This is a genomic window from Pseudogemmobacter lacusdianii, from assembly GCF_030848395.1.
GTDB classification, from domain to species: Bacteria; Pseudomonadota; Alphaproteobacteria; order Rhodobacterales; family Rhodobacteraceae; genus Pseudogemmobacter; species Pseudogemmobacter lacusdianii.
On the sequence record NZ_JAVDBT010000011.1, the window covers coordinates 17,111 to 42,665 of the forward strand.

The 25,555-nt window shown below is 58.3% G+C and carries 27 protein-coding genes; 8 read left to right on the top strand and 19 right to left on the bottom strand.

The genetic code is table 11. The features are described from left to right. Positions 1–78: 78 nt before the first annotated feature. Both Q9295_RS11995 and Q9295_RS12000 read right to left on the bottom strand, forming a co-directional pair. Positions 79–621, bottom strand: a complete 543-nt coding sequence (locus tag Q9295_RS11995; RefSeq protein WP_306680817.1) for an AAA family ATPase — start codon at positions 619–621, stop codon at positions 79–81. A 326-nt stretch (positions 622–947) separates the two neighbouring features. Continuing rightward, positions 948–1,592: a hypothetical protein gene (locus Q9295_RS12000; protein ID WP_306680818.1), complete on the bottom strand. Its 645-nt coding sequence runs from the start codon at positions 1,590–1,592 to the stop codon at positions 948–950. Positions 1,593–2,004: 412 nt separating this feature from the next. Here Q9295_RS12000 and Q9295_RS12005 point away from each other — a divergent pair, with 412 nt between their 5' ends. Then, complete coding sequence (locus Q9295_RS12005) at positions 2,005–2,637, top strand: tyrosine-type recombinase/integrase (RefSeq protein WP_306680819.1); 633 nt, start codon at positions 2,005–2,007, stop codon at positions 2,635–2,637. 562 nt (positions 2,638–3,199) lie between these two features. On the opposite strand, the gene drt3b is transcribed toward Q9295_RS12005, so the two are convergent. Further along, on the bottom strand, positions 3,200–5,269 hold the full coding sequence (drt3b, locus tag Q9295_RS12010; RefSeq protein WP_306680820.1) for an antiviral reverse transcriptase Drt3b: 2,070 nt from the start codon (positions 5,267–5,269) through the stop codon (positions 3,200–3,202). After that, a complete protein-coding gene (gene drt3a, locus Q9295_RS12015; protein WP_306680821.1) occupies positions 5,266–6,483 on the bottom strand; it encodes an antiviral reverse transcriptase Drt3a in 1,218 nt (405 codons plus the stop codon). Before drt3a ends, drt3b begins: the two co-directional genes overlap by 4 nt. Before the next feature lie 466 nt (positions 6,484–6,949). Here drt3a and Q9295_RS12020 point away from each other — a divergent pair, with 466 nt between their 5' ends. Further along, positions 6,950–7,204, top strand: a complete 255-nt coding sequence (locus Q9295_RS12020; protein ID WP_306680822.1) for a type II toxin-antitoxin system Phd/YefM family antitoxin — start codon at positions 6,950–6,952, stop codon at positions 7,202–7,204. Next, entirely contained in the window at positions 7,204–7,626 is a 423-nt protein-coding gene (locus Q9295_RS12025; protein ID WP_306680823.1) for a type II toxin-antitoxin system VapC family toxin, read from the top strand. Before Q9295_RS12020 ends, Q9295_RS12025 begins: the two co-directional genes overlap by 1 nt. A gap of 296 nt (positions 7,627–7,922) precedes the next feature. Here Q9295_RS12025 and Q9295_RS12030 read toward each other — a convergent pair whose 3' ends face one another. From Q9295_RS12030 to Q9295_RS12095, 14 genes are all read right to left on the bottom strand, one after another. Then, positions 7,923–8,264, bottom strand: coding sequence for a single-stranded DNA-binding protein (locus Q9295_RS12030; protein ID WP_020952590.1), 342 nt, complete (start codon positions 8,262–8,264; stop codon positions 7,923–7,925). Positions 8,265–8,317: 53 nt separating this feature from the next. Then, positions 8,318–9,343, bottom strand: coding sequence for a TrbL/VirB6 family protein (locus Q9295_RS12035; protein WP_306680824.1), 1,026 nt, complete (start codon positions 9,341–9,343; stop codon positions 8,318–8,320). After that, positions 9,343–9,756 carry a hypothetical protein gene (locus Q9295_RS12040; RefSeq protein ID WP_306680825.1) on the bottom strand — a complete coding sequence of 138 codons (414 nt, stop codon included), beginning with the start codon at positions 9,754–9,756 and terminating at the stop codon, positions 9,343–9,345. Before Q9295_RS12040 ends, Q9295_RS12035 begins: the two co-directional genes overlap by 1 nt. Positions 9,757–9,770: 14 nt before the next feature. Continuing rightward, positions 9,771–10,775, bottom strand: a complete 1,005-nt coding sequence (locus Q9295_RS12045) for an ATPase, T2SS/T4P/T4SS family (protein ID WP_306680826.1) — start codon at positions 10,773–10,775, stop codon at positions 9,771–9,773. Beyond that, positions 10,775–12,088, bottom strand: a complete 1,314-nt coding sequence (locus Q9295_RS12050) for a TraB/TrbI/VirB10 family type IV secretion system protein (RefSeq protein ID WP_306680827.1) — start codon at positions 12,086–12,088, stop codon at positions 10,775–10,777. The genes Q9295_RS12045 and Q9295_RS12050 overlap by 1 nt, the downstream gene beginning before the upstream one ends. Further along, positions 12,085–12,810 carry a TrbG/VirB9 family P-type conjugative transfer protein gene (locus Q9295_RS12055; protein ID WP_306680828.1) on the bottom strand — a complete coding sequence of 242 codons (726 nt, stop codon included), beginning with the start codon at positions 12,808–12,810 and terminating at the stop codon, positions 12,085–12,087. Before Q9295_RS12055 ends, Q9295_RS12050 begins: the two co-directional genes overlap by 4 nt. After that, on the bottom strand, positions 12,807–13,454 hold the full coding sequence (locus tag Q9295_RS12060) for a VirB8 family type IV secretion system protein (protein WP_306680829.1): 648 nt from the start codon (positions 13,452–13,454) through the stop codon (positions 12,807–12,809). The genes Q9295_RS12055 and Q9295_RS12060 overlap by 4 nt, the downstream gene beginning before the upstream one ends. Positions 13,455–13,468: 14 nt before the next feature. Then, the gene (locus Q9295_RS12065) at positions 13,469–14,239 is read right to left on the bottom strand and encodes a type IV secretion system protein (protein ID WP_306680830.1); all 771 of its coding nucleotides are present in this window, start codon (positions 14,237–14,239) and stop codon (positions 13,469–13,471) included. Continuing rightward, the gene (locus Q9295_RS12070; RefSeq protein ID WP_306680831.1) at positions 14,236–15,393 is read right to left on the bottom strand and encodes a lytic transglycosylase domain-containing protein; all 1,158 of its coding nucleotides are present in this window, start codon (positions 15,391–15,393) and stop codon (positions 14,236–14,238) included. The genes Q9295_RS12065 and Q9295_RS12070 overlap by 4 nt, the downstream gene beginning before the upstream one ends. A 218-nt stretch (positions 15,394–15,611) precedes the next feature. Beyond that, entirely contained in the window at positions 15,612–18,002 is a 2,391-nt protein-coding gene (locus tag Q9295_RS12075; protein ID WP_306680832.1) for a VirB4 family type IV secretion/conjugal transfer ATPase, read from the bottom strand. Next, positions 17,992–18,270 (bottom strand): VirB3 family type IV secretion system protein, encoded by a 279-nt coding sequence (locus tag Q9295_RS12080; RefSeq protein ID WP_306680833.1) that lies wholly within the window; start codon positions 18,268–18,270, stop codon positions 17,992–17,994. The genes Q9295_RS12075 and Q9295_RS12080 overlap by 11 nt, the downstream gene beginning before the upstream one ends. 12 nt (positions 18,271–18,282) lie before the next feature. After that, positions 18,283–18,570 (bottom strand): TrbC/VirB2 family protein, encoded by a 288-nt coding sequence (locus Q9295_RS12085; RefSeq protein WP_306680834.1) that lies wholly within the window; start codon positions 18,568–18,570, stop codon positions 18,283–18,285. Beyond that, positions 18,570–19,151: a lytic transglycosylase domain-containing protein gene (locus tag Q9295_RS12090; protein WP_306680931.1), complete on the bottom strand. Its 582-nt coding sequence runs from the start codon at positions 19,149–19,151 to the stop codon at positions 18,570–18,572. The genes Q9295_RS12085 and Q9295_RS12090 overlap by 1 nt, the downstream gene beginning before the upstream one ends. An 82-nt stretch (positions 19,152–19,233) precedes the next feature. Further along, positions 19,234–19,569 carry a hypothetical protein gene (locus Q9295_RS12095; protein ID WP_306680835.1) on the bottom strand — a complete coding sequence of 112 codons (336 nt, stop codon included), beginning with the start codon at positions 19,567–19,569 and terminating at the stop codon, positions 19,234–19,236. 226 nt (positions 19,570–19,795) lie between these two features. Here Q9295_RS12095 and Q9295_RS12100 point away from each other — a divergent pair, with 226 nt between their 5' ends. From Q9295_RS12100 to Q9295_RS12110, 3 genes are all read left to right on the top strand, one after another. Further along, positions 19,796–20,032, top strand: a complete 237-nt coding sequence (locus Q9295_RS12100; RefSeq protein WP_112310073.1) for a hypothetical protein — start codon at positions 19,796–19,798, stop codon at positions 20,030–20,032. Positions 20,033–20,179: 147 nt separating this feature from the next. Then, on the top strand, positions 20,180–20,806 hold the full coding sequence (locus Q9295_RS12105) for a hypothetical protein (protein WP_306680836.1): 627 nt from the start codon (positions 20,180–20,182) through the stop codon (positions 20,804–20,806). Positions 20,807–21,034: 228 nt separating this feature from the next. Next, positions 21,035–21,868, top strand: coding sequence for a hypothetical protein (locus Q9295_RS12110; protein WP_306680837.1), 834 nt, complete (start codon positions 21,035–21,037; stop codon positions 21,866–21,868). Between the two features lie 290 nt (positions 21,869–22,158). On the opposite strand, the gene Q9295_RS12115 is transcribed toward Q9295_RS12110, so the two are convergent. Then, positions 22,159–24,261: an ATP-dependent nuclease gene (locus Q9295_RS12115; RefSeq protein WP_306680838.1), complete on the bottom strand. Its 2,103-nt coding sequence runs from the start codon at positions 24,259–24,261 to the stop codon at positions 22,159–22,161. Between the two features lie 372 nt (positions 24,262–24,633). Here Q9295_RS12115 and Q9295_RS12120 point away from each other — a divergent pair, with 372 nt between their 5' ends. Together Q9295_RS12120 and Q9295_RS12125 are read left to right on the top strand one after the other, a co-directional pair. Next, complete coding sequence (locus Q9295_RS12120) at positions 24,634–25,263, top strand: tyrosine-type recombinase/integrase (protein WP_306680839.1); 630 nt, start codon at positions 24,634–24,636, stop codon at positions 25,261–25,263. Positions 25,264–25,266: 3 nt separating this feature from the next. Continuing rightward, the gene (locus Q9295_RS12125; RefSeq protein WP_226937069.1) at positions 25,267–25,518 is read left to right on the top strand and encodes a WGR domain-containing protein; all 252 of its coding nucleotides are present in this window, start codon (positions 25,267–25,269) and stop codon (positions 25,516–25,518) included. Positions 25,519–25,555 lie beyond the last annotated feature (37 nt).

Sequence of the window (25,555 nt, forward strand, 5' to 3'; positions counted from 1 at the left end):
CGCATGACCGGAAACTACCGTTCGCCTTGCTCCGCAGAGATCTTCCCGTCAGAATGATATCGATGCGGGACAAAGCCGTCATCCTGCATTCAGGAGATCCAGGACGAAAGTAACACGCTCCTCGACTGTCACTTTGGAAAGCTCAACAAGCTGGTAGCCGAAGCGGGCGTAAGTATCAGCCATGACCCGGCCGGTTGCTTCGGCTTCCTCGTGATCCTGCCTTCTTTCTGCGTCCTGCCCGAAAATGGTCTCCCAATATGGAGCGATAAAGACTATCCTGTTGTAGCGATATGTCTTCGCGGCAGCCTCGACATGGGCGGGAACCCGAAGGCCAGACAGCGTCAGATAGCCGACGACATCGGGGACGCCCCTGTCCATGAAAACCGGATTTTCCAAAGCCGAAGCTTCATGCCACGACCGCAGCTCCCATCCGAGCATGAGTTCGGCAAACATGGCTTTGTCTGCCCATGGCAAAGCGGTGCCGCCAATCTGGACCTGATCGCGGATGATCGCCCGCCCGGCCTCGGGCATGGACGCAAATCCCCGTTCGTGCAGGGCGTCGATCAACGTGCTCTTGCCGGAACCGGGACCACCAGTCACGACAAACATATGGCCACACATGTGCCATCCTTATTTTCCAATGGAGGGGGGCGCTGATGATCGACCCTGCAGGTCGATCTTTATGCGCGTCCCTACAGGCTAGCGTCGTCGACGAAGGTCAGCAATGGGCTCCAAGCGTTGCCAGTGGTTTCATGCGCTGACGGCCGTCCGGCACAAGCTCCACGATGGCTGCTCTGCGGGACAAAGCAGCCATTCGGCGGCAGCCAATTGGATACGCTTGCAATGCACAACCTCTAGGTGATCTCTACAACTTTCGAATACCACTGGGTTCCGAACTGAGCAGCAGGCTCAAGGTACACCTAGGCGCGCAAAGTTGTCGAATGCCGTCAGCTTATTTTAGGGGGCAACTCGCCGCCATCAAGATTGTCGAACATGTCCAGAACATCGACCACGCTTTTTCCTTTCGATTCCATTTCTTTTCGAATGGCCTCTATCATTGGGAGCATCTTCAAGAATGCATGATATATTCTTGACTTTTCTTCGAGCTTCTCAGCGTCGGGTAAGGTTTTTAACTTCTCTCGACGAGCAGCGTGCTCCCTAATGCGATCAGCATTTGTATCAATTTCCTCTACGCCGATATCTTCGTATGCTTGCTCTTCGATGATAAAGTCAAATCCCTTCATCTTCGAAGTGAGATCTCCAGAAATCCTCCTGTAAAGAACGGTCGCAACACAAAGAACGGCTTCAATCTGAACGTAGCTTAACTCATGAAGAGTTGCATCATGGTCTCGATCCGCATGCTTCAGGAAATTTGCGGGATTAGCCAATAATCTCCGAAAATCAGAAGGTAGCTTCTCCGATACTAACAGCAAGAAACCATCATCACGGTGATGGCTGTAAATATCGTTCAGAACTTGGTGCGCGGCAAATGCGATGGTGTAGATGGCAAGAAAATCCCCACCCGAAAAATACAAATCAATCGCAGTATCTATTTGCCGCCTTGCAGCGTCCACCTTAGAAACTGCACCCATTATATGCTTCGTCTCCCTGCCAATGCTATAATGGGAGAATAGCCCTTTCGAAAAGTTGGGCAAGCTATTGCTGAGGACAGCAGATCAGCGGGCGAAAGCGCAGATTCAGGTGGCCACGCGGTGGAGAGATCATGCCCCGCGTTAGGTTGGAACAGCACCTCAGGGTCGAAAATCTCGGTGTACAGTGTCGGCGCTGATCGTCAGCAATGGGCTCTTTGCACCAACGCACGCTACAGTAGGTGCGATCCGCATTGGCATGACGGACCTCGTCGGCCATTTGTCGCGAGCAGGCGTTCGCACCTGCATCCGTGCGCACTCAGGTCGACGATGCCCATCTTGGCCCGAAACGTGATACAGTCTCGTGGTCGGCATGACCGAAGAAGGGTGGGGCCGGTGGACTGGAGGTAGTCCCATGCCCGTTGATTTTCTTCCTATCCTTCGTCCCGTCCGTTCGCCGTGGAACAAGGGACGTATTGTTGGCCAGAAACGCCCGCTTCTACCCCGGCATGTCTGGTCCATACGCGTTCGCCTCGAGATGGCAGGCAATTTACGTGACCTAGCGCTGTTCAACATGGCCGTGGACAGCAAGTTGCGTGGTTGCGATCTCGTCAGTCTCAGGGTCCGGGATGTATTCGCTGCTGGGCGTGTCAAGGAACGAGCGTCGATGATCCAGAGCAAGACCGCGAAGCCGCTCCGGTTCGAAATCACCGAGACGACGCGGCTGTCTCTCGAGCGCTGGATCCACGACCCCGAAATGATCGGCCTGGAGTTCCTTTGGCCCAGCCGAATCCATGGCAGTCCGCATCTGTCGACGCGACAGTATGCCCGGATCGTCCGGGGATGGGTTGTATCGGTCGGACTGGAGCCTAGCGCCTACGGTACACATTCGATGCGGCGAACCAAGGTCGCGCAGATCTACAAGAAGACCGGAAACCTACGGGCGGTCCAGCTGCTGCTTGGCCATACGAAGATGGACAGCACGGTGCGCTATCTCGGTGTCGACATCGAGGATGCTTTGACGCTCTCTGAGGGGATCGACCTTTAAAAAATAATCCGACCGGCGCATTCCGCGCTGGTCGGCCCATAGCCGCCGCTCATGTCGATCGCAGCACATGACGGTAGCCTTGTTCGATCAAAATATTCATTTATGGCGAAGGGACTATTCAGACGTGTAGGCGCAAACGCTACCCACTCATAATTGTACGAAAACTTTCATGGTGCCCTGCCGGAATTCAGCAATGCTGAAGGTCACATGAATGAAGTAGCAAACCTAAGCACTCTGATCCTGCGCATCTAAAGGGATTAAGCCTTCCAGAGCGATCACCGAGTTGCCGGGGCAACCAGGCAATCGCTCCTTCCAGTACCAATCTTCGGTGTGTGCCCATTCGCTTCATAGGAGGGACGCATCTAGATGCGTCCCTCAACAGACGCTAGCGGGCTACCCCTTCCAGGGTTGACGACCCGCCCCAAAAGGGACGTGCCGTTTATGCAAACCACTTCCCCCTCGCACCTCTGGCTTCGCGAAGTAGTACCACCATCGGCTTCAGGAGCTTGATCGGTTGCCCAATCGTAGTCGGCACAATAAGACTGATGCGCGCTATGTTAGATTAAGAGTAGCCACTCCTCAACCGTTTCTTTTGGATGAGCCGCAGCAAATCGATCTTCTCCCAATCGACAAACCATGGATTCTTCTCCATGTATTCGAGCATATCGTCTATAGCTGCGTTGCTGGCCTTGTTGGGGAGGGACCGCCCTGGCTTCTCCGCACTCCTCATAAGTTCGTTGAACCTGCTGATGACGTCCCTGTATAGTTGCCTGCGTTCTATGCGAGCAATGTGAGGGCAGGACAGTAAATCCAGAAATAGGTGCAAGTTTTCTGAATTAAGCCGCAAGTCTGCGTCGTTTAATATCTTTGTTTTCGCAGACTCAAACACCAATGATACCGCCTTCTCGCTCCCAGCCATCCTGCTTAACACGAAGATCTTTGTTATGAACTCGAAGTAGTTTAAAGAACTCTCAATTCCGACAGTTGCGGACACCAGCTCTTCAATATGTTTCGCATTGTAGTCGAAGGCAGTAAGAGCACAAAGAATATTCAAAACTTCAATCGGAACTGCGAAATTGTTTCCAACTAGTTCCGCAATGGCGGATGAAGTCATGAGCTTTGAGATGGCCAGTTGCAGCCTCTCTTGCATGTGAAGGAAATGGTCCAAGTCAGCTTTCTTTAATGCCTCTGCTGACAGAAGAAGAATTGTAGCGACATCTAGTGAGCTGGGAACTGAAGGTGCAAGGGTGTACATGTGCATGCACATGTCGACTGCTGTTGAGATGTATGAAGCTAGGTTTGACTTATATTCAAGACGTACCTCCTCTTCAGACTGGTCGCTCGTTGCTACTAGATGACTTTCAAAAACTCTTTGGGATTCTAGTACCCGCTGAATGCGTGATCTCAGGGCGGCAATGAGAAACCCAGTAACACTCGAGTAATCACTATTCGCCATGAAACATGCGCGACGGAGGCTATTAGGGAAGTCGCTGACAGGAGGAGTGGATCTGGCCTGTGACTTTACTCCCGAAATACGTCTTCCATCCCTCCATATAGTCTCAATAGGTGCATCGAAGAACCGATCTCTTATTTGCTTAGCCTCAGATATCGCCATTGATTTTCTTGTAAAGAAGGGACGGCGGGCAATCTCTGACTTAGACTTGTTTAGGCTCATTTTGTAATCATCGAGGCTACGTTCAAAAGTCTCAATGATGTCTCTTCTTACGCGATCATTGTTATAGAAAATATATATGTTGTCCACATACCTAAAGACGTCGTAGTCTTTTCCCCTAATGTAAGGGCCAGCGCCATTCGCTCCAGGGGCTCGACCTAATGCCGCCTCGACATCAACATCAATCCTGTCTAGGATTATTTCCGCAAATATTCGGCTGACTTCAGGTCCGATGATGATCCCATTAGTCTCGTTGTAGTTCATAAGCTGCATTAATCGATCAAAAGACCCGCCAAAAGTTTCCGCGTTAGTGTCGCTTTTAGCTTCATCTTTCGACTTGGTGGCCCATGCAATTGAATGGGTGTAGATGCTGTCGAAGCATTTACTCACATCTATGGAGGCCATGCTGGAGTACTTAATTTCAAGATTGGAAAAAATTGATGAATCAAAAAACTCATGAAGTCGCCTAAAGCTTCGGTAGGAGAAAATACTTACGGGATGCTTCGCAGACTTATCACGATCTGCGATCTCGATCATTTGGGATCGGTAGGCGAATGCGTTTTCGTTGACACCTTCAACATAGTAGTGGCTAGCGATCTGGTATGGGCGGCGAATTGAGAAATTGCCGCGATTACAATAGTGAGAAATAAGGCTGTGATACTTCCGATAGAAAGTCACTACCTCAAGCTGTGAGCGTGGGTGGGGCAAGCTGAGCCGACGCAATGATCCTTCATCTTTTGAAATCTTGTAGCTAAAGGGAATTGAGAATTGCTTGGATTTTGATGGCGCCAGGAATTCGTCTATCAATACCTGTAGCGTCGCCGGAAAGTCTCCAGATCTCATATTTAAGTAGAAGCCATCATTCGAAATAAGTACTGGAATCTCCGAGGGAGTGGTTTCGCTAAGAAGGGCGCGGTTCCAATCATTCTTTTGAATGATAATGTTCTTGGATTTTCTCATTTTTTCCAGCAGCTAGATAAGTTTTGGAGTGCTTCGGGCGAAAAATTAAAATGCTTCCGATCCTGAACGTGCCTTTGAAGGTCAAGGGATATAATTGCACGGCGGGTGTGTGTTGAAAGGTGTGATAATCTAAGCCTATGGTAAAGTTGAAACTTTTTGTTCATCATGCTTGCGCGGTAAAAATGCATAAGGCTTGATAGTGCTTCCGAGGGCAGATCGATTTCAGAGTAAGTATTGCATAGTCCCGCGCTCATTTTGCGCCCCCTGCTACTGTCCCAAAAGGAGTACCCGCTGTTTAGAAGTAGAAACCTTTGTCGGAGATCTTCCTCGTTTCCGTCTTTCAAGAACTGCAATAATGTATGGACGAAGCGCTTCTTTCTTTTGACGATCTTGGATGGTGCAACATCTAGATTCACTGGCCTATGGCCAGTCTTATTAATTTTCGCACCTATAGAGAACCTATATCCAAGATAATTAAAAGAGCCATGATCCTCAGGTACGTGCAACGTTATAATATCACGCTTTTCAGGCGCTGAGTTGAATTCAAGCTCCTCTGGCAGGATACACTTTAATTCGTCGATGTAATCTTTTGCAGGGCGTCGGCTGCTGCAAACCATAATTATGTCATCGACGTAACGCCTGTAGAAGTGAACCCCAGGAAGTGAGTTGGCAAATTTATCAAGATGCTCCATAAGATAGTACTCGGCTAGCGAGGAGGATAGCGAGACTCCAGTTGGGACGCCTTTGACACGACTCCTTGACCAATTGATGTAGTGTTCCAGGTTCCTGCGTAGTGCATAGGTGCTTTTTGTTCCTCTACTGGCACAGTGAAGAATTTTATCTATATCAACGCTTTCATAAAATTTTTTGATGTCTAAGCGAATGATCGTCATAGGAAGCCCTTCTGAGCAGATGGACTTCAGGGCAGAAATCGTTTCAACACGATTCGTAACCCTTGCTTTGGTCAGGTCAGCAAAATCTTTGTTCACTTTTCTGATGAGAATTGCCGTTTCAAGATCATCAGGTTTACACATCGTTCGACCGTTCTTCGTGAAGACCTTAAAGGAATACGGCTGTATATTGCTGTGAAGCCTTGACTGAATGCGGTCAATAACATCCGCTTGCTGCTGCGCGCTTGCGATCCCATATGCTGCCCAGTCGTCGCGGGTAATTAGATTTTCCAGGCTATATTTTGTGTAAGCGAAGGTTCTCATTTTAAAGTATCCCTATGGTACTTTTAAAAGTAACGTATTTGGGAGAAAGCCTTTTTCTGCCGTTGCTCATGCATAACAACGGCGCTTGCTCTTTGTTATTCTTTGCAAAGGATGCCAGTACAAGCAAATTCGAATTTTTCCTGGTTTTGGCGGCGAGGAATGCTCGCCAATCTTTGCAGGAAGGTTTGGAAGTGATCAAGGCGGCACCACTGATATCCTGAAGGAGCACTTAACGCTGAACGTCTGCTACTCGTGGGCACATACGACATTAGTATGCTGTCGTGCCGTCAAAACCTGCGCCTTCGGAAACGGTTCCGTTGTTCTAGACAGTCGTTCGCGACGCGTGTGGGGGCGACCGCTTTCCGCCTTTCCCGCTCATCCGCAGAAGGCTGATCGACAAGATCTTCCGCCTTGACTTTAGTCGCAGGTTTCACATGTAGTAACGTGACTACAAATGGAGGCCGCGATGACGATTCATACGATCAGCAGCCGTGAACTGAACCAGGATCTGGCCCGGGCAAAACGTGCGGCGCTCGACGGGCCGGTGTTCATCACGGATAGGGGCCGACCGGCCCATGTGCTGATGAGCTTTGCGCAGTATCAGCAGATGAGCGGCCAGCGCCGCAACATCCTCGATGCGCTTGCGGTGCCGGGGCTGTCGGACATCGAGTTCGAGCCGACAAAGGCTGAGATCGTGTCCCGACCGGCCGATCTGTCCTGATGTTCCTGCTCGATACCAATGTGATTTCCGAGTTGCGTAAGGCGGGGGATGGCAGAGCCGATGCCAATGTCACCGCCTGGCTGAGCGGTCAGGATGCCGGAGCACTGTTCATCTCGGCCATCACGGTGATGGAGCTGGATATCGGTGTACGCCGCATCGAGCGGCGCGATGCGGTGCAGGGAGCCATGCTGCGGGCATGGTTCGCAGAACGGGTCATGCCGGAGTTCCAGGACCGGGTTTTGCCGTTAGATACAAGCGTGGCACTGCGATGCGCGGGTCTTCACGTTCCTGATCCGAGATCAGAACGGGACGCACTGATAACGGCGACGGGGCTCGTCCATGGTTTCACGGTCGTGACCCGAAACACCGGTGATTTCAAGGACACAGGGGTGATCTTGCTTAACCCTTGGGTCAGGGTTTGACTGACAGCCAGCGCGCTCTGGTACAGGCTTTCGGGCCGAGCGCATATTACTAGGACACCTGTTCAGGGGACGCCTTCTCCCGGTTCTCGGACGAAATGCAACCGGGATAGGGATTGGCGGGTCCGTAGCCTATCCCATTCTCAACGAAGAAGCCCAATCGCCCGAGCAGCCACGCCCGGCGCCAGCACGAGCCCGCCAGCAGCAGGCGCAGCCAGCGTGGCGGTTGGCGGCCCGAATAGCCAGCGAGATACATCTGGTTCAGAAGACCGCTGCGAAGGCGGGTTGCAGTGCAACCCTTACCCATCTTTCCCGACCGGCACGACTGCAAAGCGATCAGCCGTGAGTGAGGTCTCATAGACGGTCTGCCCGTCTTTGGCGTAATTGCTCTCGCCGATCCGCCCCCTCACATGGACGAGGTCGCCGGGTTTCAGGTTCTCCTTCAGCCAGGCGAAACCCGCCGTGCTGCGCTCAAAAAGGGTGACGGTGTTCCAGTCAGTGCGCTCGCGCAACTCGCCGCTGTCCTTGTCCTTCCAGCTGTCGGTTGCAGCGATGCTGACCTTCAGGACCTTGCCGCCGCCAAGCTCGGTTCTACGGCCGACATAGCCCTGAATCTGGAATTCCGCAAAGGTGTACAACATCTTATCTTTCCTCGTTACGATACTGGATTGAAGGCTCGCCCTCGAAAGGGCGCCTACTTCCCGAGCCTCCGTGCCCGCTCTGCGACCCGGACGATTTGCCCGCCGGCGGCAAGAGCCGCAGATTTCACGGCGGGGGCATTCTGGGTGATCTGGCGGCCGACCATTTCGCCGGTGCTGAGATTTCCCATTCGCTCGCGCGCCTGCACGCCGCGCGTATTCAGCATCCCGCGGGTCATGGCCGCAGTCCCGGCTGCAACCGCTGGCCCAGCCACCACCATGAAGTTCCCCGACAGCCCGCGCACGATCAGAGGCGTTGCAGCGACGAAGCCCTTCGCAAGGAAGATCATCACGAAGAAGGGGATGAGTGAGCCGATGTTCGTGGCGGATGCTGGGTCCCCAACCTGGTCCAGCAAAGCATTTGCCATGCCGACCACGGTCGAGAACATCGCGGCGATGACGACGGGGTAGAAGGCGTAGCTGACGGTGGTCGAGACCCAGCGATGGAAGAAGTCCTTGGTCGCATCGAACAGCGACAGCGCGATCATAACCGGGGCGAGGCCCAACATCAGCGAGAGCATCATCTTGGCGAAGATCAGCACGATCCCGGTCATGAAACCGAGGATGCTCAGCAGGATCAGGCCGATGCCGCCAAGGATCGCACCGGTCATCCAGCCGAGATTGTTGCCTATCGCGTTCAGATAGGCCGAGAACTGTTCGATCAGATTGTCGAACTCGCCGGCAAAGTGGGTCGCGCCAGCCCCGCCGCCTCCGACCGATGCGACTAGTGCGCCCGCAATGTAGTCCAGGCCGCCAATCACAGCGTTCGCAACCGCGTTGAAGCGGGTCCAGTTGAAGGCGAAGAACCCGATCAGGGTCAGCTTCAGCAGGTACCAGAAGAAGGTCGCGCCATCCATGCTGCGGTACTGAAAGGCCATGTTGATGCAGAGGCCGATGAGGGAGAGTGTGACCATCAGCAGGGTGATCGTGCCGATATTGCTCGCCATGGCCCCAAACTGCGATTCCGCAGCCGAGGCGAGGAAGCTATCGGCCGAACCGACCATCCAGCTGACGACGCCCATTACCAGTTGCCCTGCGCTTCGCAGATCACGCGCACTTGGTCTTCAAGCAACCGCTGCGCTGCCATGAATTCGCTGCGCAAGGCAGTCTGCTCGCCTTGGCTGAGCGGGAAGTAGCGCGCTCGGTATTCTTCATCGGCCAGCGTCCAGTCAGGGAAGCGGGTCCCGCATGAACAGTCTTGGCTCGACACGATGTTTTCCCAGGCACGCAGCTCATAAAGGTGTCGCAATGTCAGAGCCTTCCATGCCTCCCGAATATGGAGCTCATCCGCCCATGCCGGGCGCTCGGGCCTGTCATTGCAGATCCGGTAGCGCTGCGGCTGAAGCGTGGGTGTCAGATCGTTGTTTACCGGCGTCTGGCCGATCGCCGGGAGGGCGGCGGCGCAGATGGCAGCGGCGAGAACAAGAACACGCATGGGGTTTCCTTTCATCATTCAGCGGCAAGGCGTGAGGGGGCATCATCAGGACCAATGCCGGGCAGGTAGAATTCGGTGATGCCTCTGGCCCCCTCATGGCGGCCGGCCTGAATGATCACGTCGATGGAGCCCTCGATGTAGGTGATCATGTCAGCATAGGTCATCGGAAGGTCCGTCTTCAGGGCGGCAATGGCAAGACGGCGGACGGCGAGTTGCGGTGTCTCGGCGTGAAGCGTGGTCAGAGAGCCGCCATGGCCAGTGTTGATCGCCTCGAGGAAGGTCATCGCCTCCTTGCCTCGCACCTCGCCTAGAACGATCCGATCCGGCCGCATGCGCAGAGTCGAGGTCAGGAGCGCGTCGGCGCTGCGGACGTCAGATTCCCGGTCCGAAATCAGCGTCACGACATTGAGCTGCTCGGGCCTGAGTTCGGCAGCTTCCTCAATGGTCAGGATGCGCTCTTCATCCGGGATGAGGGAGATGATCTTGCGGGCGGCGACAGTCTTTCCGGTGGAGGTGCCTCCGGAGACGATCATGTTCAGCTTGTTCTCGACGCAAAAGCGCAGGGCAGCTTCGATCTCGCCCGACGCCACCACCTTTCGAAGCGCGAGATTGCGTTCCCGGCGCAGGCCCTCAAGACTGCGCTCGCGCCCATAGAGAAATCCGAGCCTGATCTGCTCGAGGGGGAGCGTCGAGAAGAACCGCAGCGAGATAGAAAACCCGCCCTCGACTGCTGGCGGCTGGATGACCTGGGCTCGGATCGGTCGGTCTCCCCATAGGATGCTGACCGAGACGATGGGCTTTCGGTTACTGAGCGTGGTGTTCGCCGCCGAGGCGATCTGGTTGCCAAGGTCCCTGATCTCGATCTGCGTGAGCGGCTGACCCAGGTCTCGCATGAAGTGATCGCCCTGGAACTCGCCCCAGACCCGGCCATCGGGGTTGATGCAGATCTCGATCACATCAGGGCGGCGGATCGGATCCCCCAGCCGTGCCAGCGAGGCTTCGAGATAGCTTGCCGCCATCAGAGGATCTCCAGATCCCGGTCGACCATCACGGTGATGCGCGTTCCCTGCGGCACGCGGATCACCGGACGGATCGAAAGGTAGTCCTGCATCACGCTGCGGCTGGCATCGCGCAGGTCCGTCGCCACATCGCCTGCCGCATCTGAGGTCCTGTCATCATCGATGCTTGCCGCGACGGCCGCGGGAACCGCGCCGATCAGGGAAATGAGTGCGGCAGAGCCAAACCGCGTGCCAAATCGGCTGTCGACACCGCCTGTAACGCCAGAGCGGCCGAGTTCATCCCCGCCAAAGGCGCTGATCTGGACAGTCTGGTTGTCGGGAAGGATGATCCGATCCCAGCCGACCATCACCCGGGATTGCGCGAGCGAGACCTCAGAGCGGTAGCGCCCGATCAACTGGGCACCGCGCGGGATCAGGATACGGGTGCCGTCAAAGGAATGTACATCTTCTGAGACGACCGCCCGGATCACGCCGGGTAGGGTGCTGTCCATCGCGGTTTCCAAGACGGCCTGGATCATCGTGCCTTGCACCACGGTATGACCGGGGTTCACGATGATCTCGGCGCGGGTCATGGGCGCCGCCGCCGCGCCACCCCGCACGAAGGCCTCGTCGGCGCTCAGCCGGGCTGCTTCGACCTCGGATTCCCCGTTCGCTCCCCCACCCACACCAGACCAGGCTAGCATGGGGGAGGTGATGCGGGCCTCGCGCGCGGCTGCCTCGGCGGCCCGCCGGCGTTCGACTTCGGCAAGCCTTGCATCTTCCTCGCCGGTGCCGGGCGCTCCAAGCCGGGCAATCTCAAGATCCATGCGGATGCGCTCCAACTCGCGGTCGCGCTCGACGATCTGCCGCTCAAGAGCGCTGCGGGCTTCCGCGTTCGAGGCATCCAGTGCCACCAGCTGCGCCGTCAGATCCGCGATTGCCGCCTGCGCCGCTGGATCTCCGGTCTCGACGGGACGCGCGCGTAATTCGGCCAGTTCGGCTTGCAATCTGCCGAGCGTTTCTCGCAACTCGAGCTCTGCAGCGCTTGGCCCTTCAGGAACCGGCGCGGGTGCCGGAGCAGGTTCTGGCGCCGGCGCTGTCGGGAATTCGCCGAAGCCTGACCCGGTGCTTTGGAACTCCTCAGCCGCCGCCGTGGGCAAGCTGGGCTCGGGCTTTGGCTGCATCAGCATCCATCCCAAGCCGCCTGCCATCAGAATGGCGGCGCTGCCGAGCAGGGCCGCAAAGAGAGAGGGGCGTGCGGGCGCTTTACGCTTTCCCGTCGAGGCCTCTATGGCTTTGAGGCGAGCGGAAAGATCGTCAGGATCACTGCTCATGACGATGCCGCGCCCTCAGCGCCTGACATATCCTGGATGCAGATGACCTCCTCCCCGAGGCGCAACACCCATTGGCGGTGAACGCCGGAGACACGGATCACGCCTTCTTCCTGCGCGACGGAATTCACAATTCTCTCGCGGCCGCCGGTCCAGCGGAAAATCGCGGGGATTGGCGCATTCCGCGGGAAGCGGAAGTACGTGAAGGTGCCATCGTCCCAGACGGCAGTTGGTGTGAACTCGGCCTGGCTGCTGACAGCATAATTGCTGTTCGGCACACCTGCAGCAACGGCATTGACGGCGGGCGTGGCGGCATCCGGATAACGGAACTGCACGACATAGTGCGGGGTCTCGCGCGCCTCCACGACATGGAAATAGTAAGAACGCCGGTTGGTATAGACGGTGATATTGGTGGCCACATTCGACGCCACCGGCTTGATGGCAAAGGCCCGGCCGCCGGGCACGCCGTCGAATTGGAATCCCGCCGTGTCGCCCGCGATGATCGAGCGGATGGTTTCCCCCTCACCGAACTCGATCGAGGTCACGCGGGTCAGATTGGTGACCACGCGGTAAACTTGACCCTCGGTCCAGGTTGCCACGCGCACCCGGCTGTCATGCGATCCGGGGCGCGGTGTGGTCTCGGCGAATGCTGGCAGGGCCGCGACGATCAGGATTGCGGAAAGAAGCCGGGAGGGGAGGAGTAGGCGGGGCAGGGCGAGCTTCATTCCGACCGGTCCGATCTGATGGCATATTGGGTGACGGTGAAGCCGAAGGGGTTTTGCCAGACATCGTCGATGCTGCGGGCGCGCTCCGGGCGGAATTCGAACATCAGCGTTGCGGTGAAGAGGCCGACCTGGCCCCCCTGCGGGCTTGTCAGGCGCTTGCGCAGCCGGACCTGGGCGCGGTTCTCGCCGATCAGAGTGATGCTGGCGATCTCGACTGCCATCTCGGATGTCGCGCCGTAGCGGGTGGGAGGGAAACTCTCCTGGCCGCTGGTCCACATCGCCCGCATGCTAGCCTCGGCCGCGCCGATAGACTGCGCCAGCACCCGGTTCACCCGCAGGTCGTTGTCGAGCTGGTTATAGGTCTCGCGGTCGAGAATGTAGCGATAGATCTGGGACTCGATCACCGCCGGACGCTCGGACAGCCGCACCGGCTGGACAGTGGCGTTGGGTAAGGCGAGGCCGCTTTCCGGGTCATAGGGCACAACCACGGGCAGGGGCGGCTCGACAAGGATCGCGACTGCCGCAGCCGCGAGGCAGCCCAGAACACCGAAACTGGCTCCGGACAGACCGATCACCCGCCACTGGCGCTCCCGGCGCAGCGCACCGTAAACCAGCTCTTCCTCGACGACTTCGCGCAGGGCCATACTCGCGCCCGCCGTCATTCGAGGCTCGGCATGGTGAAATCCATGTAACGCCGTTCCTCAGCAATGGTCGCGGCATCGACCACCCCGGCGTTGCCCGCACCAATGGTCTGGATCGCTTCCAGCTCCCACATGCGTGTCATGGCGATGGCCAGTTCCGCAGTGACGCGGGTGTTGTGATCCATCGAGGCCTTGAGATCGTCCATGTCGGGGATCATCGCGACCAGTCGCTCGACCCGTGCCAAGGACTGCGCAGCCTCCTCATGGCTGTTCTGCGCTGCAGCCGAGAGCACCGCGCCTGTGGTGGCCCGCGTGGCGATGCCTTCGGCCCCTGGGTTCCCGCTCGTGGCGATCTCACGCAGCGAGTTCTCGTCGAAACCCGCGCTCGCGAGCGCCTGCTCCATCTGGGTGCGCATCGGCCCGGCGGTGGCCCCGAGCAGATTGCTCCAGTCGCCTTGCTGGATGCCGCGGATCAGGCCGAGGATGTTCTCGAACTTTGCCTCGAGAAGCTGGTCCAACTCACCGCCCATGATGAGACCGAGGATTTCGCGCGGGCCGGTCAGCGAGGCATACATGCTCTGCAACTGGTCGAACTGCTGCTGGAGCATGTCCAGCTGCTCGAGCGCATTCTCGAAGATGTCGCTCTGGATCCCGAAATCCTCCAGCATCTGCTGCAGCTGGCGGATTTCCTGGGCGATGTTCTGAGTATCGACCGTCGGCACGCCCTGGGCCGAGGCGCCGCTGGCGAGACCAAGGCAAAGTGCCGTGCTGATCAGAAACCGTCTCATCGCAAATCCTCCAATCGGAAATCCATGAACCGCCGCTCGGCCGCCTGTGCAGCGGCCAGCGCGATCTGTTCGTCACTCAAGGGTTGGGTCTGCGCCGCTTTGAGCCGGGTGCGGATCGCGACAATCCGGGCCAGCTCGGCACGCGCATAGGTGTTCAGGGCGATGGACGCCTGCACGTCTTCAATCGTTCCGATAAGACTAATTATGTCATGCAAGCGCTGCGCCGCAGCCCGGACCGACACCATGGAATAGTCGCCGTAGACGCCGGATCCATGCGCCGAGAGGCTGAAACTCGCATTGGCCAGCAGCACGGGATCGATGGTGCCAAGCGCATCGGGGCCGCCCACCATCGCGAGGTACCGATTGTATTGCGCCGGGATGACCACGACATAGTTCTGGGTCTCGGCAAAGGGTGGCACGCCGCTGTATTGCTGCACACGGCCGGGCCCGGCGTTATAGGCGGCGAGCGCATGGATGATGTTGCCATCGAACATGCCGAGCATCTGTGCGAGGTAGCGCGCGCCGCCGGTCACCTGCAAATAGGGATCATCGTAATAGGCCGGGTAGATACCGAGGTCACCTGCGGTGCCGGGCATGATCTGCGTCAGGCCAAAGGCACCGACACCAGACTGCGCTCCGATCTGGAAGCGGCTTTCCTGCCAGATCAGCGCCTGCAGCAGGCAGCGCCATTGCACCGGCGTCAGCCCTGCGCGCGACACGCCGGAAAGAGAGTAGGTGTCGCGAGCCCCGCGGATGATCAATTCCTCGACCGTTTCGCGGGCGTCGCCGAACAGTCGGGTCGCGGCGGGGTTGCCGTCTTCGGTCGCAAAGAGCGCCGATGCAGCCGTCTCTCCCCCGTTCCCGGCCTCCAGCGCGGCCACACTCGCACCAACGGACACACTGGCGCCGACAGTCATGGCGCCAAGGATGTTCTCCAATGAGGCCAATTGCTGGCGCTCGATTTCGGCCAGTTGCTCTTCCCGGCTCAGCCGATCCCGCTGCAGCGCGATGTCCAGATCTCGCTGTGCAATCGTCGCCGCCGTCCTGGCAAAGCCCTGAGCGTCAAAGGTCGGTACGCCCTGCGCGCCCAAAGGCTGTGCCAGAGAAATGCCGATCAGAACCTGTGGCAGGATCGGTGCCAGAACCCGGGCCATAGCGTCAGTCCGCCACACCGATCAGGGTGAATGCGCAGGGGTCCGCCACTCGCGAGACCTCGCCGCCCATGGTCGAGACCGTGACGCCAGTTGAGCGATCAGCGAAACTGAAGCAATTGGCTCGTGGGGCCTGCCCACCTGCACAAGCGGCAAGGAGCAGAAGACTGCTGAAGACGGGAAGATGAATAGACCGGGCACCATTTACACCAAACAAGACACTACACCTTCCAGAAATCAGGGCGGTCGCGGTAATCCGCCCCCACGAGTTGCTCGCCCTTCTCCATCCCACCAAGGACGGTCACGAGAGGGCCGAGGGCTGAGAGATCGGCATCGATGACGACCGAGCCACGGTCGTCGCGCACCAGCGCAAGGCGCGAGGCGGTGCCCACGCCCAGAAGGACATCGAGTTCCTTCTCGCTGAGACCGAGCATCGCGTAATCGGCTGCGCTGGCGCGGATGTTTGGCAGCAGGATCTGCGTCGGCACCGCTTCGACGATGGTCTTGCCGGTGCGGGTGCGCTCGAGCTGGCTCGCATATTGCGTCATCATCACAACGACCGCGTTTTGTTTCCGGGCTGTGACGAGCCAGTTGCTCAATCGGTCCGCGAAATAGCCATTGTCGAGCGCCTTCCAGGCTTCATCAATCAGGATCACCGTCGGGCGGCGATCCTCGATCACCCGCTCGACCCGGCGGAAAAGGTAGGAGAGGACGGCCATCCGCTCGCGCTCACTCTCGGAATCGAGGATGCCCGTCAGATCGAACCCGGAGACTTCACCGCCGAGCGAGAAGCTGTCTTGCGGGTTGGCCCCGAAGATCCAGCCATAGCGGCCGGTCTCGGTCCATTCCTGCATTCGCTCGAAGAGATCGCCGTCATCATCGGTCGAGACCAGCAGTGAGGCGAAGTCTGACCAGTTGCGAAGCCCCGCGTGGTCGGCACCGGCGTTCTGGCGCACGACTTCCTGCAGGCGGTTGGTCTGAACAGGGGTCAGCGGCCGGTCGCGGCGTTCAAGGAGCGTTGCCAACCAATCGGCAAGCCAGGCCTGACCTCGATTGTCGATCTCGGTCTGAAGTGGGTTCAGCCCGGTGGGTTTGCCCGCGCGTACGGTGGCATAGCTGCCGCCGAGAGCGCGGACCGCCATTTCCATGCCGGCGCGGTAATCAAAGATGAAGAGCCGGGCGCCGGCCCGGCGGGCCATGGTCATCAGAAACGCAGCCAGCACCGATTTGCCGGAACCGGGACGTCCGAGGATCAGAGTGTGCCCGCCGGTCGGCTCTTTCAGAGGCGAGCCCTGTTCATGGAAACTGAACCGGAAACCGCTGCGCTCCGGGGTTGGAAACAGCGTGATCGGCACGCCCCAGGGCAGTTCCTCACCGGTCTTCCCAAGTGGGGTGCGGTGGAATGTCGCCAGATCCGCGAAATTGTGATTGGTGATCGCCGCCTTGCGGCTCCGCGCGCCGGTGTTCCCCGGGTGCTGCGCCATGTAATGCGCGCGCGAACCAAAGCCTTCCGAGATGAGGTTGATGCCGGAACTGGCCGAGATGTTGCGGATCTCGGCGCAGATATCGTCGAGATGGGCCCGGGATCTGGCATAGACCGCCACGGTCATATGGTGTTCGCCGAAGATCAGGCGCTTCGATTCCAGATCGTCCTGTGCCAGCTCCAATTCCTGCGCGAGGCTGACCGCGCCATCATTCGCGGCCTGCATCAGCCGTAGCTGGCGTTTGATCCGGCCGGCCATGATGTTCGAATTGATCGGTACGAAGGAATGGGTGACGACCATATCGACCGGCAGGTTCAACTCATCGAGCATCAGACTGTCGGTCTTGGCCGGGTAGTTCTTGACGGCAAAGATCGCGCCGAACTTGTCGCCCACGGCGCCATCAGTCAGATGGATCTCTGCGCTGCGGAAGGTCACGCGCGTGTTGGCCACGTCCTCGGCGAGGATGCCGAGGCGCGAGGCCGGGAAGAGAGGGTGCTCCTCGCCCGTGTTCAGGCTGCCGAGGAAGCCCAGCAATTCGCCGCTTTCGGCGGTCAGCAGGCGGGGCTTCAGATCGGAGAAGCTGGAGAGCATGAAGCCCACCACCTCATCGAGCTTGCGTAGGCGCCGCACAGTTTCAGCGGCCAGCCGGGCGCGAGAGGCCGCCGCAACGAAGGGGATCCGGCTGCCTGGGTCTGGGCGTTTCAGGATTGAGAGCGTCAGGGTCTTGTCGCGCAGCCCACTCTTCGCAAGCTGTGCCTGCCAGCGGGCGTCGACTGCCGCTGCAAACCCATCACCCGGGATCGGTGGCAGCCGCGTGTCCACCGCTTTTGACACCTTGTGCAGATAGAAGGAGAACTCCGTCCCGACCTGCGCCACCACACCAGCAAGCAGTGCCCCGATCCGGTCGAGATAGCTATCCTCAGACGTGGTGCTGTTCACCCCCTCAAGGCGGATGCATTGCATCAACTCGTTGCCCCGGGTGCGGATCGTGTTGCCGGCGACCAAGCTGACATAGGGCAGCATATGTGCGAGCCGCTTTTCCTTCCCGGTCCATTCCGGCAGCGCCGAGATCGGGTCGAGTGCGAGATCGGCGCTATATATTGCTTTGGTCGCAGCATCACGGGGCATAACTGTCGCCCCCGTGATGCTTGCGGTTCCGCGTCGGCGGGGTTTCCTGAAGCGTGATCACCAGTACGTCGAGGAAGTTCGGGTCCCAGTCCGCCGCCTTCCACAAGAGCGGCCAGGCAATCCCGGCCGCAACCACGATGATCCAGCTCTGGACCCAGAGGAACAGCATCGACGAGCCAAAGAGCCAGACCATGGCATACATGACCGGCAGCCCCATCAGCTTGGGGGGCCGCAAGAGGCCGATGAAGACGCGCGACTGTTCCGCCATGATGCCCTGGCCTCAGGTGGTCCAGATCGCGGCAACGATGGTCGGTGCGGCGGCAATCCCAGCGATCGCCACCAGCACCCAAAGCGCCTGACGAAAATCGAGAATGCCGAAAAGCCAGGACAGGAAGACCCCGATCAGCGCCAGTGTGCCAATCACGATGCCCAGAGGGCCGGTGATCGCATCAACGATGCCTTGCAGCAGTGTCTGCACCGGCGAGAGGTCGATACTCTGTGCTAGCGCAGGACCTGCGAGCACCACAAAGGCCATCGTTATGACGGCCGTGACGGAAGGGGACTTCATCAACTCGTTCCTTTCAGCCGCGCAAAAACGGCCTGCACTCGGGCCACATGGCCCTGGGTCTCAACGTAAGGGGGGATGCCACCGTGGCGGCTGACGGCCTCGGGTCCGGCGTTATAGGCGGCAAGCGCCAGTTCCGGCGTGCCGAAGGTCTCGAGCATCAGGAGGAGATAACGGGCCGATCCATCGAGATTCTGCCGCCAGTCGTTCGGATCGACCCCGAGAAAGCTGGCGGTATCGGGCATCAGCTGGCCAAGGCCGATTGCACCGGCATGGCTCAGGGCCACCGGGTTATAGGCGCTCTCGACCTCGATATTGGCCCGGTAGAAAAGTGCCCAGTCGGTGACAGAAAGGCCCGCCCGCCTCAGCGCGGCATGGCCACCATAGCGCAAGGCGGTGTCTTCGATGCCTTGGAGTATTTCGGGACTAGCAGAAGCAGGCCGTGGCGCGACGACACTGGCACCAGTGTCACCATCAGTTTGCGGAGTGCTGAAGAGGAAAAGGCGATCCGGCGTCTCGGTGCCGAACTGACGCATGAAGCCCGCGTCGGATGACACCGAGGCCAGTTGGCCGTCCAGCGCCACCCGAAACACAAAGCCCTCGGCCCTCACACCGGCAGGGGTGAACCCGGCTAGGGCGCAGAGGGCCAGAATAAGGGATGAAGCGTCAGCCCTGCTGCGCGGGCGCGGATTCCGGCAGTTGGTGGAGAGAGCGGCCGCCCTCATCGAGCGGAATATGCGCCGTGCGCATTCCGATATCCGAGAGGAAGCTGACAAGCCCAGCGACGGTTTTGAACTCACGGGCCTTGATGTAATTGCGGCTGGTGACAACGATCTTCTCATCGCCGCCCGAAGGGCCGATGGCCCGCACATACCAGGAGCCGTACCAGGCGTTGAGGCGCTTCTCGGCCGCGGTCCGACAGACCACTTCGGCCGAATAGCCCTGGGCGAGCAGCTGTCGCAATCCGTCTTCTGTAACCACATTCGGGGCGTCTTCTAGCATGGTCTCCCCGCGGCTCCTCTCCATAGAATGGGTCAGGCCATGGGGAATCAAATCACCATAGCCGTAGCATTACACCATTATTGATGGCAATGACTATTTGATGCCTTGACGGCAGATCATCGCTCCATAAAGGTGGATAGCCCAAGTCTGTGGCAAATCAAAGCAATGACGGGGCCTCGTCCGAAACATGGTGAAGCTGCGCCTGATATCCTGCCTTGTCGCCATCATGGTGAGTTGCTCCGCCGCCTTAGCATCATGCGATCCCCCTGAACGGCCATGGTTGCCAAGCGACCCGGCCGATGTACGGGCCTATGCCGATCTGATCCGGGACGACTTCGAGGACTACATCTCCGCAGTGCAGGACTACTTCCGCTGCCTCGATGCCGAGCGTGCCCGGGCCTTCTCCGAGGCACAGGAGGTCAGTCAGGATTACGGGCGTTTCCAGAGCGTGGTGGGACACTGAGCCGAAGATCGGACGCGTCAGCCATGCGATAAGCAATGCAATAATGTTGCATTCAATAGTGGTGTATCGTAGCGATAGGGGGTAACTGAGCGAGTCGCCTCCATGTACCCTGCCTTTCGAACCATCGTTTTGACAGCCTCTCTGGCCATGACCGCCGCAGTCTCGAGCCCTGCCCCCGTTCAGGCGCAGACCTACCAGATCGACTGTGCCATCCTCCTTTGCCTCGCCGGCGGCTGGCCAGCCTCCGTCCCCTGCGCACGGGCCCGCGCCGAGTTCATTCGCCGCATCACGCCCTGGCCGGTCGAGCCGCCCCTACAAATCTGGCGCTGCCCGATGGGCGCATCCTTCGGCGGTCAAGCGCCGCTCAGCCCGATGGAGCGGCTCTATGACATTGCGTTCCGCGAGCTACAGGAAAGCGCTCTGTCCACTCCTGCCGAGGCTGTACCCGGGTTGATCCTCGCGCAGACCCAGGAGCAGGCCGATATCGACATTTCCGGGGATGCTTTTGATTTCGTGCGCAGCATCCGGGTCTACCACATCCAGTTCAGCCAGCATCAGAACCGCGATGGCGACTGCATTCGCAGCGATTCCACCCGTCTCGGCTCCTATGGCACGCAAGGCGACTATGGCTGGGCCAGATCCTCGGTTTCCGCTGTCCCGGAGGCATCGAGCCTCGCGTTGCCGGAGCATTGCCGAAGCTATTCCTGGCGCTCGGTCTTCGTGGACTGGCGCGACCATGCCGGAAACTATGGATCGGAAGAGGTCCGCTATTGAGAAGCCGCCGGGGCATTGCGGCCCCGGCGGCTCTCTGTGTCGGGGACGGTCGATCCCCTTTTTGAAGACGACGCCAGACCAAAGGTCCAACACCAAAACCTCAAAGAACACTCACCTAGCCAGAGTATTCTAGACCATCCTTTGAGGTTGCGCAACCAATAATGTTTGATTGATTGCGATGGTGTATTTTTGCTTTGTGTCTGCGACGTCGCCCTGGAGACGACGATCATGGAACTCACCACCGGCGCCATCCTTCGCCGCATCACCCACACCGAACTTTCCTGTGCCGCGCACAAGCTTGCGACTGTCATCCTTGACGCCATTGCCTGGAAGGACGGCTACAATGGCCTGCCGCATGGCACAGCAGCCTTTACCCTCGGTGATCTGGCCGATCGCATGACGGTATCGCGACAGCACCTGCACGCTCTTCTGGCAGAACTGGCAGCCTCAGGGCTGCGCCTACTGCGTCAGCGGGGTAAGGGCCGGTTTGCGCCATGGCTCTTCCGCTTCGGGTGCTGTGACCAACCTGATGCAGATGGCGAAGTGTCAACCACAGCTGACACCACCCCTTATATAAGAGATTCAAACAAAAATGTATTCTCAGGAACGATAGTGGTTGATCGTGAAGAGCCTGAGAAAGCGGCACGCTGGCTGGCTTTGATCGGAAAGGCCAAGACCGCCCTGCCTTGTCGCGCCGCAGACAGCCGGCACATCTGGGAACGATTCAGGGAGTTCAACCGTGGACGAGGTCATGACGCCGTGCCAGCCCGGTATCTGCTGGGGTTCATGCGGAAGTGGCGAGGTGGTGACGTTTCCGGGTCCGACCCTTCCCTCGCAAGCGGCAAACCAATCACGCGACAGGCTGACAAATTGCAGCGCCTGATGGCGCCAGCGCCGTTCATCAATCGATATTTCCACGAAAGTGATCTGAAGCGGAAACTCGGGGTGGATCGCTATGAGAAGCGAGTAGAAGATCTGCGCAGCAGGTTCGGCTGTTCGGTGTTCCAGGCACAGCTGGCTGTGCACGGAATGGCCGTAGCAGAAGGAGTGATCCAGCGATGAGACAAAACCGCGTCTCGGGCTTCGTCCGCAATGATCTTCCGGCCGAGATATCAATGTCGAATGTCGGCAGAAACCACATGTTCCAGACGTTATGTCAGCAGAGTTCAGCGACCCTGACCGCTAGAAAGGGCGGGAAGCGGACTTTCGCCACACCGCCCATAAACGACAGCGCAACGCAGAAAGCGGACCTTAGCGTCTGCAGAATGGTAGGCCGCCGGGCATAGGTAGCTCCCGGTGAACGCCGCCCTGACGGGGTAGCACTGCGCAGGTAGGCGCTCCTTCAGACGCCGTTACTGTGCGTCTTGAGGCGAGAATGCCTCGAATAATCCGACCCAGCGATCCACCACATCCTGCGGAATCGCATTCAATCCTCGTGTCAGCATTCGCTGTTTGACTCTGATCGACAGCGGCACTTTCCAGTGCTCGTCAAGGTTTACGCCCTGCGCCCGCGCCCAGGCTTCGATCTGGCCAACAATCGGCTGGCCTGCCTGCACAACATCCGCAAACCTTACGTCTGGATCGCGCTCCATTCGGTCCAACTCATCGGCGATGATGTCGAACGGTATTAGGTCTTCAATCTCTGCACGCTCGTAGCCAACGTGGTCTGCCACGTTCAGCACCTTCTCCGGGCTTTCCGCATACAGGCCCTGAGCCAAGTTGCCGCGCATCTGGCGGCCAGGCCCATCATCGTCCAACAGCATCATCGGCAGCACTTCATCGCGACCGGTGAGGATGCTTGCCACCACCCGCGCCGTTTTCGTTCCTCCAGACGGTGGGAAAACCAGCTCTCGCTTCGGTGTGATTTTTGCTCCGGAGACCAACAGCGCCTTGATTGCGGTCAGGTAGTGCTGGTCTGACGGGCCCTCAACCAGCACGGGTCGACAACCAACAAGCAGGCTTTCTGCAACGCTCAGGTTCAGTGCGGAATGGACGGCATACGCCGCCCCTGCCTGTTCGTCGCGGCCCTCGCTGTGGCGCAGGTTTGGCGTTGCCTTCGTGGTCCCGTCTGCTGACACATACACCTTCCGAGCCCGCTCAAGTCGATCCGCATCGACAAGGAAGGGCGAATGGGACGTATAGATGATCTGGTTTGTCTTGGAGAGACTCTCAAAGAACGCGGAAAGGTCACGTTGGGCAAGCGGGTGCAGCGACACGCCTGGTTCGTCTAAAAGTAGGACCGCCTTTTTGTGGTCGCCCCGGCTTTCGACGAGAAAGACGAGATAGAAACTCAGGAACCATTGCAAACCCGTGCTCCGGTTCTCAAGTTCGACCTCCGTCGGACGCCGGTCGTCAGCAACCCAAATGCGAAAGTGATTTCCGTCTGCCTCGAACCGGAACCGGTAGTCTCCTTGCTTCCACCAATCCCGAAAACGAGTGGTCAGCGTTGCACCCGCTGATTGAAGCAAGATTGAGCGTGTCCGCTTCTGCTCCGCGATTACCGCAATCTCATCAGCGGTTGGTTCTCGGTTCTCGCCATTCACCTCTTTAAAGTCACGACCGAGTTCGAGGATTTCCTTTGCCTCCAACTTCACGAAGCTAAACAGCACCCGCAGCGTTCTCGTCTTTGCTGCTTCTTTCGCACCCAAATCCAAGCGCGCGAGGTTCTCAACGACATGCGGCAGGTAGATTTCTGAGTCGAGATTGCCGTAGTTGGAGTAGTAGACAAAAGGCGGGATGGCTTTGACCACCGCGTCGGTGACGCCCTCGACCTCACCTGGCGGCAGCGTCGTGAGGACGTGAAGTTGGTCGCCTAGCTCCGAAGACAGTTGACGGACCATAGGGACAATAACGCTAGTCTCTGCCGGTTCTGCTGGTATCAGCGCATCGACGGCAGTTATGGCAGCGCTCAACGGAGCCGCGCTAAGGTTCTCAGCCTCGGGCAGCGCGTCGGCGGCCGCCCTGAGGCCGTGGACCAACTGAGGCTGCAACTCGGCTTCTTTCTTGAGTGCCTGTGCTGCCCCAACAGCATCTGCTGCCCCGGTGAGTTTGCTTGCGAGCCACGCTCGCGCGACAGTCGTTGTCCGTTGGTGCTTTGGAAACTCGATGTAGTAGGTACCATCGAAAAAACGCGTAACACGGACTGTCTCGGCAATCTCGGGCGAGACACCGGCGGCACGCGCGATGGCAGCGCCAGAGACCCCGGTACTAAATTCTGCCTCGATGAAGTGATAGTCGCCCGGCGCGTTACGGATTTCTCCGAACATTGTTTTTGGGTAATCTGAAGTAGGTTGAATCTCACCGTCTTGGGCAGGCTTGAGTTTCCAAAGTGGCAGTAGCAAGTTCGTCTTGCCAGACTCATTGACCCCAATCAGCGCTGTCACATCGTCGGCATCAAGCCAGCCGCTGTCCGACACGGACCGGAAATTGGTGACTCTGAACCTGGTCAACTTCATCTGCGGGCACTCCTAATCAGGCACCATACTACTGGTTGTGCTACCACAAAGCAATGAAACACCATGTGCCGCCATCGACGACAAGAAGGGGAGCACACGAGGATAAGATCGCTGCGGCAAGTCTGAGTGTCCGTTCTGGAGAAGTCGTACTGTGGCATCGCTGCGCACTCGACCGACCGCTTAGGGCCGAATGCGTCAACCCCTGCTACTTCGTGCGCGTCATCTTCATGCGAGCTTTTGGTTAGAAGCTTGCATGAAGATGGCGGCTAAAATCCCAATAGAATAAAGAGAAATTCTCAAGGACGAGAGTTTTCCTTTCCCTGATGCAAGCTTTCTCGCCATATTCATCTGATAGCCTGCAAGGAAGAAGCCGTGTCAGAGACGTCAGAAACGACATGGAACAAGGGGCGTGTGGTCGGAAAAAAGCCTCCCCTGACGCCGGATCAGGTTGCCCTGATCCGGCTGCTCCTGCGCCAGGAGAAGGCGCAGCGCGATCTGGCATTGTTCAACACCGCCCTCGATACCAGCTTCCGAGGCTCGGACTTGGTGCGCCTGCGGGTCTCGGACGTCGCCACCGCGGCAGGGGTGCGCGAGATCATCGAAATCCGGCAGAAGAAAACCGAAAGCCGCAACGTCCGCCCGGTTCAGGTTCGGCTGTCCGAGAATACACGTGACAGCCTACGCGCCTATCTCGCTGCCGCTGATAAACCTCTGCACGACTGGCTCTTTACCGGACAGGGGCCCAGATGGTCCCACAACCATCTCAGCGAAAGCCAGCTCTGGCGGCTGTTCAAATCCTGGCTCGAAAAAGCACGTCTCGATCCCAGTCTCTATGGGCTGCACTCCCTGCGCCGGACCTTCCCAACCCATATCTATCAGCAAACCGGCAACCTACGGGCAGCCCAACTTCTACTCGGCCATGCCAGCATCGAGAGCACCAAGGATTACATCGGTACGGAGCAGGCTGAAGCTCTAGAAATTGCGCGGAGGCATCACCTCTGAGCCATGCAGACCTATCTCGAAAAGCGCCATCCAGCAAAAAACATCGCCCGGTTTTATCGGATGGCCGTCATGCCCAACCTGTTTGGGGAATGGTCGCTTTATCGGGAATGGGGTCGCATCGGACAGGACGGTCAGGTCCGCTTGGACTGGTTTGAAGAAGAGCACCACGCCATCGCCGCCCTGCTCGCGTTAGAAAAGTCCAAACGACAGCGCGGATATTGGGTCATGCCTCAGCAGCTTTCAATGTTTGATTGATAACTGCCCATTATCACCGTACATCCAGACTAAACGG